Source organism: Arthrobacter sp. BGA-UO-ETr-C19, from assembly GCF_059568005.1.
In genome coordinates this window covers 68,207-81,075 of record NZ_JCAQPC010000016.1, presented here as the reverse complement: position 1 = coordinate 81,075, position 12,869 = coordinate 68,207, and the positions used below count along the sequence as shown (strand labels likewise).

Here is a 12,869-nt window from a genome sequence, read left to right as displayed (position 1 = left end):
CTCATCACCGAGAGCATGGGTTGGCCAGGCAGCAAGCCCAAGCTCTGGGAGGCTTGACTAGGTCTGGACGGCCAGCGGCGGTCACCGGATGTCCCGCAGTGGAAGCTTCAAGCGACAGGTGGCTGCGACTTCTCGTTGATGATCTCAGCCGGTATGGTCCGCTTGAGGATGCGTTCCGTGATCAGCCATTGACCGTCGATTTTCTTGTAGCGATCCCGGTAGATGACTTGGTGCCGGGCATGGAACCCGTCGTTTAGCACGGCCTCGACTATTGCGAATGCAATTCCTCGGGCACTCGTCGCTGTCAGGTCACTGATGACGTGGGTTGTCATGTGGTGGAGTGCATATTGGACGGTCTCGGCTAAGGCTTGGCCATAGGCGCGAATCTCTTCCTGTCCGTTGAGCAGCGGACTGTCGAATTCTCTCTCGTCGAAGACCGCGTCTTGAGAGAAGAGCGCCACCCATTCGTCGATCTCGTGCAGATCGATATGGGTGGCGTACCTGTGGTTGAGTTCCTGGATAGCCAGGCGATCTTCGACACGACTCAACTGTTCCATGTAAATCCTCGGCTCTCTCAACGCGTAGGTGAATCGGCATCTGTGCCGACCGCCGCTGGAACCTAACACTAGGAGTTGTCGGCGTCACGGTGGAACGGTAAGGCATGCCAAGGACCTAAGGAATGACGCCAAATTTTGAGGCTCTCCCATTGATGGCAGGAACGGGAACCTGTGCACGGACAGGCAGGAGCCCGGCGGGGCTACTCCAGCCCCACATGCTGCGGCAGATGCTCGAGTGATCCCGGATTCGCTTCGGCCCGGGCCGGCGGCCCTCCAATTTGATGGGCGTTTAGTGTTTTACGAGGGAGACGTCGCGTGCGGCGCACTGTCGCAGATAGAGCCATACCGGCGTAGGACCGCCAGCGATCCGACGGCGCCGAGCTCTGTATCCGCCGTTGGCTCTGATGGTCTCTACAGCTCGGCCAGGAGTCCATCTTCGGCGCTGTCATGGATCAGTCGCTGGCCGATGTCTATAGTGATCGTGTCGCCGTTTTCCACCAGGGCGATGGTCCCACCTGCTGCCTCGGGGGAAACGTGGCCGATGGAGAGCCCGGATGTTCCACCGGTGAAGCGCCCGTCTCTGATGAGGGCGACCGGGAGGAAGTTTGAGGATACTAGGCGGTCTTGTCCAAGGTTGCCGACTGATCGTTCTCGCGTTCCTCCAGGACGCCGGTAACCGAAGCTGCGAGGCTGTTGGTGATGTGGATCCTTGCGAGTTCGGCGGCGCCGGCTCCGTCCCGGGCGACGACGAGTTCAAGGATCTGATGGTGCTGGTTCAGGTCTATCGTCCGGGGCTCATCACCCGAGGGCAGTTCCAGCCCGATGCGGCGGTAGCGGTCGGACTTGTCCCATAGGTCGTCAAGTAGCTTGATCATCGTGGTGTTATGGGACGCGCTGTAGACGGCGCGGTGGAATTCCCGGTGGGCCGTGATGGCGTCCTCGCCCCAGACCCTTGTGACCGGCAGCAGTTTCTCCGCGGCGGTGCGGATGGCGTCGATGTCAGCGTCGGTCCGGCGGGAGGCGGCCAGTTCTGTGGCTGACGGTTCCAGTGAGAGACGGACTTCCAACAGCTCGCGGGCCTCGGCAGCGCTCATGTCAGCCACGCGGGAGTCGCGGTGGGTGTCCATGATGATCAGACCCTCGCTGGATAGCCGGCGGATCGCTTCACGCAGGGGAGTGATGCTCATTTGCATGTTGTCGGCGAGTTCGTACTGGGAGATGCGGGACCCCGGGGCGAGGCCGCCCGAGAGGATCAGCTGACGGAGTTCGCTGTACGCCAGACTGCCTTTACTGGAAAAGACGTTCGTGGTGCTCATATACCGCTCCGGATCTCTCGTCGGGTTGATGCCCCTGCTGCGAACATCTTATAAGAAATCCGCTTCCATAGCTTGTGCTTCCAGTCGCCCTTCCTCTAGGCTTGGCGCAAGGTCTTATAAGATATTTGACCGGCCCCGGCTGCTCCGCCATTGCAAAGGGCAACGCGTTATCTCAAGTCTTATAAGAAATAAGATCCCAACCAAAAGAGATTCAAAGATGAAAATCGTTTCCGCCCACGTCGGCACCATTCCTATCAGCTCGTCGATCCGCAATGCCTTCATTGACTTCACCAAGATGGACTGCACGATCATTGCACTGGTCAGTGATGTGTTTGTCGACGGAAAGCCCCTGGTCGGCTATGGCTTCAACTCCAACGGCCGTTACAACGCCACTGCCATCCTGGAAGAGCGAATCCTGCCGCGCCTGCTGGACGCCCCTTCCGAGGACCTTCTTGACGAGCGCGGCCAGCTCTCGCCGGAGAAGGCGTGGGACCTGATGATGTCCAACGAAAAGCCCGGCGGCCACGGTGAACGGTCTGTCGCCGTCGGCGTGGCGGACATGGCTCTGCACGACCTTGCCGCGAAGATCGCCGGCGTCCCGCTGTACCGCTGGATCTCGGACCATTACGGCGACGGCAACCCGGACAAGGACGTCTTCGTCTATGCCGCCGGTGGCTACTACGCTCCCGGAAAGAGCCTCGAGGACCTGCAGAACGAAATGCGCGGTTTCCTGGCCAAGGGCTATGACGTGGTCAAGATGAAGATCGGCGGCGCCGACCTCGCCGAAGACCTTCGCCGCATCGAGGCCGTCATCGAGGTCCTCGACGGCGACGGCTCCCGCCTGATGGTGGACGTCAACGGCAAGTTCGACCTTGAGACGGCGCTGGAATACGGCAAGGCCATCGACCAGTACGGGCTGTTCTGGTACGAGGAAGTCGGCGACCCGCTCGACTACGCCCTGAACGCCACGTTATCCGAGCACTACAGGAACCCGATCGCCACCGGCGAGAACCTGTTCTCCCTCCAGGATGCCCGGAACCTGGTCCGTTACGGTGGCATGCGCCCGGACCGTGACTTCATCCAGGTTGACCCTGCCCTGAGCTACGGCCTGACCGAATACCGTCGGATCCAGGACATGCTCGCCCAGCACGGCTGGTCGTCCCGCCGCTGCATCCCGCACGGCGGACACCAGTTCTCCCTGCACATCGCCGCGGCCCTCAAGCTCGGCGGCAACGAGTCCTACCCGGGCGAGTTCCAGCCCACCGGCGGCTTCACCGACGACGCTGTCATCGTCAACAGCCGAGTAGCCCCCGGTGACCTGCCGGGTATCGGTCTGGAAGGCAAGGCCGAGTTCTACAAGGTCCTGCGCGGGCTGCACGAGTAAGCCCTATCGTGCCCGGTCCCGGGCAGTACCGCTGCCCAGGACCGCACCTCTCTTCGTTCCCCCAGTCTGACGTGCAAAGGAGCACTCCGGATGTCGTCCCCCACTGTTAAGAACCCGCAGCACTCACACCCGCCCAAGCAGCGGTCCCGGTTCGGCCGGCTGCTGCGCGAACTCTGGTTCCAAGTCGTCCTGGGCGCCGTCCTGGGCATCGCCGTCGGATTCTTCCTGCCCTCCGTCGGCAAGCAGCTCACACCCCTTAGTGACTGGTTCATCGCCCTGGTGAAGATGATCGTCATCCCCGTGGTGTTCTGCGTGGTTTCCCTGGGCATCGCATCGATGGACAGCCTGCGCAAAGCCGGCCGCATTGGCGTCAAGGCGCTGGGCTACTTCATCGTCCTGTCACTGGTATCAATGCTCATCGGCCTGGTCGTCGCCAACGTATTCCAGCCTGGCGCCGGCATGAACATTGACCCGTCCAACCTGGACGCCAGCAAGGTCCCGGCCGCGGCGAGCAAGGGCTTCGACGGCCTCGAATTCGTCAGCAACATCATCCCCGAATCCCTGTTCGGCGCCCTGACAGGCCACACCATCATCGCTGCCCTCATGGTCTCCATCCTGTTCGGAGCCGCAATGAATGTCTCCGGAGAATCCGGTGCGTTCCTCACCAAGGGCATCCAGGCCCTGTCCACGGTCATCTTCAAGATCGTCAACTGGGTCATGCGCCTTGCCCCCATCGGCACGTTCGGCGCCCTGGCGGCTGTCGTGGCCAACTACGGCACCCAGAGCCTGCAGCAACTGGGCATCCTCGTCCTGCTGTTCACCGCAACCTGCATCGTGTACGTCCTCGTGGTCCTGGGCACGATCGCCCGCGCCTGCGGAATGAACATCTTCACGGTCATGCGCTACTTCAAGGCTGAACTCCTCATCGCCCTGAGCACCTGCTCCAGCGAGGCCGTCCTGCCGCAGCTGATCAAGAAGCTCGAAAACATGGGCGTCGGCAAGTCCACGGTCGGCATCGTCATCCCCTCCGGATTCTCCTTCAACCTGGACGGATCCGCCGTCTACCTGACCATGGCCTCGGTGTTCCTGGCCCAGGCTGTCGGCATGGACCTCTCCTGGGAACAGCAGCTGGTCATGGTCGGCGTCATGATGCTCACCAGCAAGGGCACCGCCGGTATCGCCGGCGGAGCGTTCATCGTCCTGGCCAGCACCCTGAGCTCGGTCGGCGGCATCCCGCTGGCCGCGCTCGCCCTCATCGTCGGCATCGACCGTCTCCTGAACGAGGGCCGGGTGTTCATCAACGTCCTCGGAAACGCGATGGCCGCCGTCGTCATCGGTAAATGGGAGAAAGACTTCGACCCGGAACAGGCCCGCAGAGCACTGCACGCCTCAGGCCAGAAGAAAAACGAAATCCAGGCCACCGCGCCGGAACCCGTGGAAGCCGAGAAAGTCGACGCCCACTAACACCGGAAACAACGGTCAGGGCCGCTGCGCACTCCGCGGCGGCCCTGACCGGCGTGAACTAACCATCGATCCGCGAAACCACCCGCACCCCACCACACGAGGAACCGCCCACATCATGGCCCCACGCATCCTGATCACCACCGACTACCTCCACCCGGGAGATACCGTGGACCAGCTCCTGCGCGACCACGGCCTGGAACCGGTCTACTCACCCTCGCGGCGGCCACGCAGCGCGGAGGAACGCCGCTCGTTATTCGACGGCGTCTCCGGGGCGATCCTCGCCAGCGAACCCGTCACGGCCGACATGCTCACCGGCGCTGCATCCCTTAAAGTCATCGCACGCAGCGGGGTGGGGTACGACTCCATCGACGTCGAGGCGGCCGCCGCACGGGGGATCAGGGTCTGCAACGCACCAGGAACGAACCACCACTCGGTCGCCGAACTGACCATCGGACTGATCATCATGGCCGCGCGCCGACTCGCCGAGGTCACCACCGCCGTCCGCCGAGGCCACTGGCCGCGCGAGGCGGGCCATGAACTGCGCGGATCCACCCTGGGCATCATCGGCTACGGGCCCAGCGGACGCGCCACCGCACAACTGGGCGCCGCCCTCGGCATGAACGTCCTGGTCAGCACCGCCCACCCCGACCCTGACACCAGCGCCATTCGGTTCACGGATCTGGACACGGTCATCCGTGAGGCCGACTACCTCTCCCTGCATACCCGCGGAGGCCAGTCCACCGGCAAACTGATCGACGCGGGCCGGCTGCACATGATGAAACCCACCGGCGTGCTCATCAACACAGCCCGCGGCTCACTCGTGGACGAAGAGGCCCTCGCCAAGGCACTCTACGACGGCACCATCGCCTGCGCAGCTCTGGACGTACTCGAAACCGAACCCCTGCCCGGCGACAGCCCCCTCCGGGGCTTGGACAACGTCCTCATCACTTCCCACCTTGCCGGGCAGACGGCCCAAGCCCGGACCCGGGCCGGCCTGGCAGCCGCGAACGCCGTCATCGATGTCCTCGAAAACCGCGAACCGGCAAACCCGGTCGACCGCTAACCCGACCACCAAGCACAGATAAAGAAGGATCCCTGATGTCGAAACCCCACCGCATCGCAGTCATTCCCGGCGACGGAATCGGCACCGAAGTCGTACCCGAAGGACTGCGCGTCCTGGACGCCGCAGCATCAGCCTTCGACCTCAACCTCAAATACGAGCGCTTCGACTACGCCTCCGCGGACTACTACACCCGGCACCGGAAGATGCTCCCCGACGGATGGTTCGACCAGCTGAACCAGTTCGATTCCATCTTCTTCGGCGCCGTAGGATGGCCCGACGTCGTCCCCGACCACATCTCACTGTGGGGAAGCCTGCTGCAGTTCCGCCGCCACTTCGACCAGTACGTCAGCCTCCGCCCGGTCAAACTCCTCCCCGGCGTGCCCAGCCCCCTGACCGGCCGGGTCCCCGGCGACGTGGACTTCTACGTCGTGCGCGAAAACACCGAAGGCGAATACTCCAGCATCGGAGGAAAGGTCTTCGAAGGCACCGACCGCGAAACCGTCATCCAGGAAACCGTCATGACCCGCACCGGCGTGGACCGCATCCTCAAATACGCCTTCGACCTCGCCCAAAGCAGACCCAAAAAGCACCTGACCTCCGCCACCAAGAGCAACGGCATCTCCATCACCATGCCCTACTGGGACGAACGCGTGCAGGCCATGTCCACTGCCTACCCTGACATCGACGTCGACAAATACCACATCGACATCCTCGCCGCGAACTTCGTCATGCACCCCAACTGGTTCGACGTCGTCGTCGCCAGCAACCTCTTCGGCGACATCCTCTCCGACCTCGGCCCGGCCTGCACCGGAACCATCGGCATCGCCCCCAGCGGCAACATCAACCCCGAACGCAAATTCCCCAGCCTCTTCGAACCAGTCCACGGCTCCGCCCCCGACATCGCCGGCAAAGGCATCGCCAACCCCATCGGCCAAATCTGGTGCGCCGCCATGATGCTGGACCACCTCGGAGAACCCGAAGCCGCGGCCGCCATCACCACCGCCATGGAAACCGTGCTCGCCCACGGGAAACAAGCCCTCACACCCGACATGGGCGGCAACGCCACCACCGAAGAACTGGGCAAAGCAGTGGCCTCGGCCCTCACCGCACCATGACCGGGTCAACCGGCCGCCACAGCCAGAACATGCCTGCCCACGGAGCACCAATCATTCTCCGCCAGTACCTCAACTGGCGCCGGCTCATCGGAGCGACCGTCCAGATCCGCCAGCTCGGCCAAATCATCCGCACAGGCACTGTGGACGACGCGATGGCCGACTCCACGACAATCTGGGTCTCCGGCGACGCCACCCAACCACGCACCATGTACGAAGCCGCCCACGGGATAGAAGTGTGGACAGAACGGAACGAGGCCAAGGACTGGCTCGGTTACCACATGACTCACCACACCATCAGCCAACTGAGCCACCATGGAGACCCATGACGCAGCACACATACATGCCCCAAAGCACCCAAGACACCGCCCCGGCGCTCAGTGCGGTCCAGGACGCTACCCCGGAACGCAATATCCCCGCCGAGATCGCCCGGTCGTGGCTGCTGGTCAACGCGATGAAAACCGAGCTTTTCGACCAGTCCGCCGTGTCCCGCGCGGACTCGATCATCCTGGACATCGAAGACGCCGTTGACCCCTCGCAGAAGGACGTCGCCCGCGAGAACGTCGTCAACTGGCTCTCCGGCGGCGGCCAGGCCTGGGTGCGGATCAACGACGCGACCAGCAAGTTTTGGGCCGACGACCTCGCGGGCCTGCGCGGTACGCCGGGGCTGCTCGGCGTCATGCTGGCCAAGACGGAGTCGGCCGACCAGGTCACCGAGTCCTTCCACCGCATGGATGGCAAGACGCCGGTCATCCCGCTCGTGGAATCCGCGCTTGGCATCGAGGAGGCCAACCACATCGCCAAGGCCCAGGGTGCGTTCCGCCTGGCCTTCGGCTCGGGCGACTTCCGCCGCGACACCGGCATGGCGAACACCCAGGAGGCCATGGCCTACCCGCGCGCCAAGCTCGTCGTCGCCAGCCGGGTGGGCAACCTGCCGGGCCCCATCGACGGACCCACGGTGGGCACCAACCACCCCATCCTGCGCGAGCAGACCGGCATCACGGTGATGATGGGCATGACCGGAAAGCTCTGCCTGGCCATTGACCAGACCAGCGTTATCAACGAGGTCATCAGCCCCACGCCGTCGGATGTCGCCTGGGCCACCGACTTCATGGCCGACTTCGAGGCCAACGGCCGCGTCATCCGCGACGGCTCCGACCTGCCCCGCCTCGGCCGCGCCGAAAAGATCATGAAACTCGCCGCAGCCCTCGGTATCCATCCGGCACGTTAGCGCCTCGCCCACGACGCCAAGGCTCGCGTCGACGCCCCAGGGGGCGAACGAAACGCCCCCGCTCACGCCCCGCATGCGACGCTCACCAATCAGGAAGAAGAATGAATGGCCTACGCAAATTACCGATACAAGGGTCACAACTACCTCGGCGAAGTCCACGGTGAACACGTTATCCCGCTGGCAGGGCTCACCGACGTCGGACCGGAAACACCCACAGAGCTCCTAACCTCCGTCGCCCGCCTGACCGAAGCCCGGGTTGCCCTCTCGGAAGTCACCCTTCGCGCTGCGTCACCAAGGGCCGGGAAAATCCTCTGCGTGGGCCTGAACTACAAAAATCGTGCCGAGGACGCGAGCACGGCCGCCTTTCCCGTCCTCTTCCCCAAGTACGCATCGACCCTCATCGGACCCGCGGACGACATCGTCCTGCCTCCGGAATCCAGCCAGGTCGACTTTGAGGGCGAACTTGCCGTCATCATCGGCAAGACAGGCCGCCGCATCGCCGAACAGGACGCGGCGGACCATGTCCTGGGCTATTGCGTCTCCAACGACGTCACCATGCGCGACTACCAGAACAAGTCTCACCAATGGCTGCAGGGCAAGGTCTGGGACAGCACCACCCCTCTCGGCCCCTACATCGTCACCCCGGCGGAAACCAACATCAGCAAGGCCGGCATCAGCACAACCCTGAACGGAGAAGTTGTACAAAAATCCGACCTCTCCCACCTGATCGTCAGCATCCCTACTCTCATCGCCGCCATCTCCGAATTCACCACACTGGAGCCAGGGGACGTCATCCTTACCGGCACACCGCCAGGAGTCGGATACCGCCGGGACCCCCAACTGTTCCTCAAAGATGGCGACACCATCACCGTGGCCGTTGAGGGAATCGGCAGCATCACCAATGTGGTCAGGGCAGAGTCCACCTGTTGCGATCCGCTGCCGGCAGACAAACGATGAGCGGCAATCAAGGGTTGGGCGAGGACAGCTAGCAGGCGGAAGGGGTTTCACACGGTCTTCCTTGAGACGGCGTTTTCCAAGGTCTTGGGGTTCACATTGCGCGACGTCAATGCCCGCTAGCCTGAGGTGTTTGTCTCCGAGTGCCTGTCGCCGCTGTCGTGACCACCGCCATAGGGATGGCGGTTCCTGCGCCGCCAAGCCCAGATAGTGGAGTAGCTGCGGCGCCGAAGACGAACTGGGTGAACCCCAGCCCCGCTGCACCGCTGCCGGAAACATGACGGACAGCCTCGAGAGCGAGGGCGGTCAAGTTCCCCTGAATGAAGCCCATGGTGCTGCCCATCAGAGACAGGCCGTGATTTCCGTCCATACTCTCTTCGAGGCGGAACGCATCACGATCGCGGACCTCTTACATGCTCAACTATTTTGCCGGTGACAGTATCGGGGTGAACTCCGTCCACCCCGGGCCCATTTACACTAACCTCAAAGAACAGGCTGCGGATGCCGCCAGCTCGATTCTGCCGCCGCACATCGGCGAGGCATCGGACATCGCTTACGGCATCCTGTATCTCGCGTCCGACGAGGCCGGATTCGTCACGGGTGAGGAACTGATCATCAACGGCGCCTACGCGGCCCTTCACGGTGGGGTAGTAGTTCCCAGTGGAGAGGATCGTCTTCCCGGCGAAGGCCTCCACAGGCAGGTTCGGGTAGGCGGCCAGCGGCACGGCCAGGACCGGGATGTCGCCGAACTCAACTGCGGCGCGGACGTCGCCGGCCTGCGCCCGAGGGCCGAGCTCTTCGATCAGGCCGGCAAGTGTCTCCGGTCCACGCGAGTTTGCGATGAGGACCTCGTAACCGGCGGCGACGGCCAGCCGGGCTACCGATGATTCCGATTCGGTTCATGGTGTCCTCCTTAGTGATGTCTATCCGTCCCATATGGTGTGGCGTTCTAGTCGGTGGTTGTCGGTGACTCCCCGCGAGTGTGGGACGGGTCCAGTTCCCACCCGTTCCTGGTGATACCGGCCAGGGCCGCGGCGGATGCGCCATCGGCCAAAGCCGCTCCGCGGACCCAGCTCGTGGCCAGTGCCACCAAGAAGAGATCCCGTGCCCGAATCTCCTTCCGGGCACTTCCATCTCGTTGTGCGGCGTGCAGGAACTCCTCTGTTGTTGTGATGAATCCTTCGCACGTAACTGCGAGCGGGGATGTGCTGCTGGTCGCGGCAGCGCGAAGGGGGTCGGGCAGCCCGTCGAACGCGCCTGCCCACTCGGTCAGCGCGCCAAGCCAGCCGTCGAGTGCGTCGGCCGCGTTAGCCGCCTTGGTGCGGAGCTCGTCTCGGCGGGACATCAGCGCCTCATCGCGCGCCGCGAGCAAGGCCGCGAGCAGAGCTTCCCGGTTGGGGAAATGCCGGTACAGGGTTCCCGCGCCGACGCCTGCTTGTTTCGCGATCGCGTCGAGCGAGCCGCCCACTCCGTGTTTAGAGAAGTACTGCTCGGCGGTGTCGAGGATTTGATCTCGATTGCGTCGGGCATCAGCCCGCGGGGCGCGGGCGCTGCTCGTAGCGGTCCTGGACATAACGGTTGCCTCACTTTTGACAAAACGGGGAGCGTCTCCGTATGGTCGTTCACTAACGGGAGACACTCTCCACTATAGAGCATCCCGGTGGCGACCGATGGTGTGTCGCCACTCTGGCTCGGTCGATCCACCGTGATAACCGGGTGTCGTCGCCCCGAAATCAACTTCTCTATGAACGGAATGTAGCTATGTCAGACACCTCCACCGCGTCACTTCCTCAAGTGGCGCATACTCATCCGCAGGAGGTCGACGCGCGCAATCGGCTCGCGATCGGGGTACTGCTCGCATCAACGTTTGTCGTCATCCTGAACGAGACGATCATGAGCGTCGCACTTCCTCACCTCATGGACGATTTCGACATCGAGGCAAGCGCGGCGCAGTGGCTCACCACCGCCTTCCTCCTCACCATGGCGGTCGTGATTCCGATCACCGGCTTCTTGTTGCAGCGCGTCAGTACGCGTGCGATCTTCATCAGCGCCATGTCGTTGTTCAGTGTCGGCACACTCATAGCGGCCGTCGCGCCCGGCTTTGAGATCCTGGTCGCCGCACGTGTCGTGCAGGCCTTGGGTACGGCGATCATGATCCCGCTGCTTTTCACCACCGTGTTCACCCTCGTCCCCGCAGAGCGACGCGGACGCGTGATGGGCAACGTCTCGATCGTGATCTCTGTCGCGCCCGCGGTCGGCCCGACTGTATCGGGCCTCATCCTGAGCGCGCTGAGCTGGCGCTGGATGTTCATCATCGTGCTGCCGGTCGCCGTACTTGCTCTCGTGGTCGGGGTCCTGCGCATTCCCAACGTCAGCGAGCCGCGCAAGACCCCGCTCGATTACGTGTCGGTCGTTCTTTCGGCCATCGGCTTCGGCGGGCTCGTTTTTGGTCTCAGTCACATCGGCGAGACCGATGCCGGAATCTCCAGCCCGACCAGCTGGGCGCCCCTCGCCATTGGCGCAGCAGGCATCGTGCTTTTCATCCTGCGCCAATTGCAGCTGCAGCGCACAGACCGCGCACTGCTTGACCTGCGCACCTTCACAAGCTCGGGCTTCACGCTCGCGATAGCCGTGATCGCGATCTACACGACCATACTGTTTGGCACTCTCACCCTGCTGCCGATCTACACGCAAAACGTGCTCGAACTCGGCGCCCTGACCACCGGCTTGCTGATGCTGCCCGGCGGACTTGTGATGGGGTTCCTCGCGCCGTTCGTCGGGCGCCTCTATGACAAAGTCGGCCCGACCGTGCTCGTTGTTCCGGGCTCGATGATCGTGAGCGGTGCGCTGTGGTTCATGACGACGCTGGGCGCTGGTTCGAGCATCGTCACGGTCCTCGTCGCCCACATCGTGCTGAGTATCGGCCTGGCCCTCGCGTTCACCCCGTTGTTCACCTCGGGGCTCGCATCGCTCAGCCCGCAGTTCTACTCCCACGGCAGCGCCACGGTCAGCACCGTACAGCAGCTCGCCGGCGCGGTCGGCATCGCCGTGTTTTTCACGGTGATGACCGCGACATCGACACCGCGAATCGAAGACGGGACCAGCGTCATCGCGGCCGCGGCCGACGGCATCCACGCCGCGTTCGTCTGTGGAGCGGTCCTCTCGCTTATCGCAATCCCGCTCACATTCTTCGTCCGCAAGCCCGCCTCCAGCGGTGCCCCGGTGCCCATCGGGCACTGAGCATCACCCCCGTCTGCTCCGAAACAACCTCGATCATACGATAGAGAAGATATTGACAGTGCAAACCTCGTCAGCCACTACTATCCGTCACTCCTTCGCCGCCTACCCTACCGGGATGGCACTTATTGCCGCCGAGGTCGACGGCCAGAACGAGGCGATGCTCGCGAACTCCTTCACGAGCGTTTCTCTGGACCCGCCACTCGTCTCCATGGCCTTTACCCATACCTCGACCACCTGGCCCCGGCTTCGCCAAGCGCAAGAGTTGGGTATCACGATTCTGGGCGAGTCCCACCTCACCCTCGTGTCTCAGCTTCGCCTGTCCGGCCCCGCCCGGCTCGACGGCGTCACTCTAGATCACGCCACCTCCCAGGCACGCACCCTGCCGCAGGCGGCAGCCACCTTCGTCGTTCGGCCCCACCAGCACGTGCCGGCTGGTGACCACGAGCTCGTACTCTTCGAAGTCATCGACCACGAGCGCTTCGACGACATGGGCCCCTTGACCTTTTACAACCGCCAGGTCGCCGTGATCCAGCGCGAGAGAGAGTAGA

Annotated in this window: 12 protein-coding genes and 3 pseudogenes; 10 read left to right on the top strand and 5 right to left on the bottom strand. The window is 63.4% G+C overall.

Features of this window, described 5'->3' with window-relative positions:
- Positions 1–107: 107 nt before the first annotated feature.
- From AC57BR_RS09295 to AC57BR_RS09285, 3 genes and pseudogenes are all read right to left on the bottom strand, one after another.
- On the bottom strand, positions 108–557 hold the full coding sequence (locus tag AC57BR_RS09295) for a nuclear transport factor 2 family protein (RefSeq protein ID WP_496359775.1): 450 nt from the start codon (positions 555–557) through the stop codon (positions 108–110).
- A gap of 289 nt (positions 558–846) precedes the next feature.
- A pseudogene (locus tag AC57BR_RS09290) lies at positions 847–1,148 on the bottom strand (dihydroxy-acid dehydratase); the annotation flags it as partial.
- Between the two features lie 23 nt (positions 1,149–1,171).
- Positions 1,172–1,873, bottom strand: a complete 702-nt coding sequence (locus AC57BR_RS09285) for a GntR family transcriptional regulator (RefSeq protein ID WP_496359773.1) — start codon at positions 1,871–1,873, stop codon at positions 1,172–1,174.
- Positions 1,874–2,090: 217 nt separating this feature from the next.
- Between AC57BR_RS09285 and AC57BR_RS09280 the strand changes: the two genes are divergently transcribed.
- From AC57BR_RS09280 to AC57BR_RS09245, 8 genes and pseudogenes are all read left to right on the top strand, one after another.
- Positions 2,091–3,257: a mandelate racemase/muconate lactonizing enzyme family protein gene (locus tag AC57BR_RS09280; protein WP_496359771.1), complete on the top strand. Its 1,167-nt coding sequence runs from the start codon at positions 2,091–2,093 to the stop codon at positions 3,255–3,257.
- A gap of 90 nt (positions 3,258–3,347) precedes the next feature.
- Complete coding sequence (locus tag AC57BR_RS09275) at positions 3,348–4,721, top strand: cation:dicarboxylate symporter family transporter (protein WP_496359769.1); 1,374 nt, start codon at positions 3,348–3,350, stop codon at positions 4,719–4,721.
- Between the two features lie 115 nt (positions 4,722–4,836).
- Complete coding sequence (locus AC57BR_RS09270; RefSeq protein WP_496359767.1) at positions 4,837–5,784, top strand: phosphoglycerate dehydrogenase; 948 nt, start codon at positions 4,837–4,839, stop codon at positions 5,782–5,784.
- Between the two features lie 35 nt (positions 5,785–5,819).
- Positions 5,820–6,899, top strand: coding sequence for a tartrate dehydrogenase (locus AC57BR_RS09265; protein ID WP_496359765.1), 1,080 nt, complete (start codon positions 5,820–5,822; stop codon positions 6,897–6,899).
- A gap of 29 nt (positions 6,900–6,928) precedes the next feature.
- Positions 6,929–7,225 carry a hypothetical protein gene (locus AC57BR_RS09260; protein ID WP_496359763.1) on the top strand — a complete coding sequence of 99 codons (297 nt, stop codon included), beginning with the start codon at positions 6,929–6,931 and terminating at the stop codon, positions 7,223–7,225.
- Positions 7,226–7,239: 14 nt separating this feature from the next.
- Positions 7,240–8,127, top strand: a complete 888-nt coding sequence (locus AC57BR_RS09255; protein ID WP_496359827.1) for an HpcH/HpaI aldolase/citrate lyase family protein — start codon at positions 7,240–7,242, stop codon at positions 8,125–8,127.
- A 105-nt stretch (positions 8,128–8,232) separates the two neighbouring features.
- Positions 8,233–9,084: a fumarylacetoacetate hydrolase family protein gene (locus tag AC57BR_RS09250; RefSeq protein ID WP_496359761.1), complete on the top strand. Its 852-nt coding sequence runs from the start codon at positions 8,233–8,235 to the stop codon at positions 9,082–9,084.
- A gap of 410 nt (positions 9,085–9,494) precedes the next feature.
- A pseudogene (locus tag AC57BR_RS09245) lies at positions 9,495–9,644 on the top strand (hypothetical protein); the annotation flags it as partial.
- A gap of 150 nt (positions 9,645–9,794) precedes the next feature.
- Here AC57BR_RS09245 and AC57BR_RS09240 read toward each other — a convergent pair.
- Positions 9,795–9,923: pseudogene (locus AC57BR_RS09240) on the bottom strand (NAD(P)-binding domain-containing protein); the annotation flags it as partial.
- Positions 9,924–10,030: 107 nt separating this feature from the next.
- A complete protein-coding gene (locus AC57BR_RS09235) occupies positions 10,031–10,654 on the bottom strand; it encodes a TetR/AcrR family transcriptional regulator (protein WP_496359759.1) in 624 nt (207 codons plus the stop codon).
- A gap of 188 nt (positions 10,655–10,842) precedes the next feature.
- Here AC57BR_RS09235 and AC57BR_RS09230 point away from each other — a divergent pair, with 188 nt between their 5' ends.
- Positions 10,843–12,321: an MDR family MFS transporter gene (locus AC57BR_RS09230; RefSeq protein ID WP_496359757.1), complete on the top strand. Its 1,479-nt coding sequence runs from the start codon at positions 10,843–10,845 to the stop codon at positions 12,319–12,321.
- Complete coding sequence (locus AC57BR_RS09225; RefSeq protein ID WP_496359755.1) at positions 12,230–12,868, top strand: flavin reductase family protein; 639 nt, start codon at positions 12,230–12,232, stop codon at positions 12,866–12,868. Before AC57BR_RS09230 ends, AC57BR_RS09225 begins: the two co-directional genes overlap by 92 nt.
- Position 12,869: the final 1 nt, after the last annotated feature.

Coding starts and splice junctions, on each gene's coding strand:
- AC57BR_RS09295 (WP_496359775.1), bottom strand. CDS start 557: ATGGAACAGTTGAGTCGTGTCGAAGATCGCCTGGCTATCCAGGAACTC.
- AC57BR_RS09285 (WP_496359773.1), bottom strand. CDS start 1,873: ATGAGCACCACGAACGTCTTTTCCAGTAAAGGCAGTCTGGCGTACAGC.
- AC57BR_RS09280 (WP_496359771.1), top strand. CDS start 2,091: ATGAAAATCGTTTCCGCCCACGTCGGCACCATTCCTATCAGCTCGTCG.
- AC57BR_RS09275 (WP_496359769.1), top strand. CDS start 3,348: ATGTCGTCCCCCACTGTTAAGAACCCGCAGCACTCACACCCGCCCAAG.
- AC57BR_RS09270 (WP_496359767.1), top strand. CDS start 4,837: ATGGCCCCACGCATCCTGATCACCACCGACTACCTCCACCCGGGAGAT.
- AC57BR_RS09265 (WP_496359765.1), top strand. CDS start 5,820: ATGTCGAAACCCCACCGCATCGCAGTCATTCCCGGCGACGGAATCGGC.
- AC57BR_RS09260 (WP_496359763.1), top strand. CDS start 6,929: ATGCCTGCCCACGGAGCACCAATCATTCTCCGCCAGTACCTCAACTGG.
- AC57BR_RS09255 (WP_496359827.1), top strand. CDS start 7,240: ATGCCCCAAAGCACCCAAGACACCGCCCCGGCGCTCAGTGCGGTCCAG.
- AC57BR_RS09250 (WP_496359761.1), top strand. CDS start 8,233: ATGGCCTACGCAAATTACCGATACAAGGGTCACAACTACCTCGGCGAA.
- AC57BR_RS09235 (WP_496359759.1), bottom strand. CDS start 10,654: ATGTCCAGGACCGCTACGAGCAGCGCCCGCGCCCCGCGGGCTGATGCC.
- AC57BR_RS09230 (WP_496359757.1), top strand. CDS start 10,843: ATGTCAGACACCTCCACCGCGTCACTTCCTCAAGTGGCGCATACTCAT.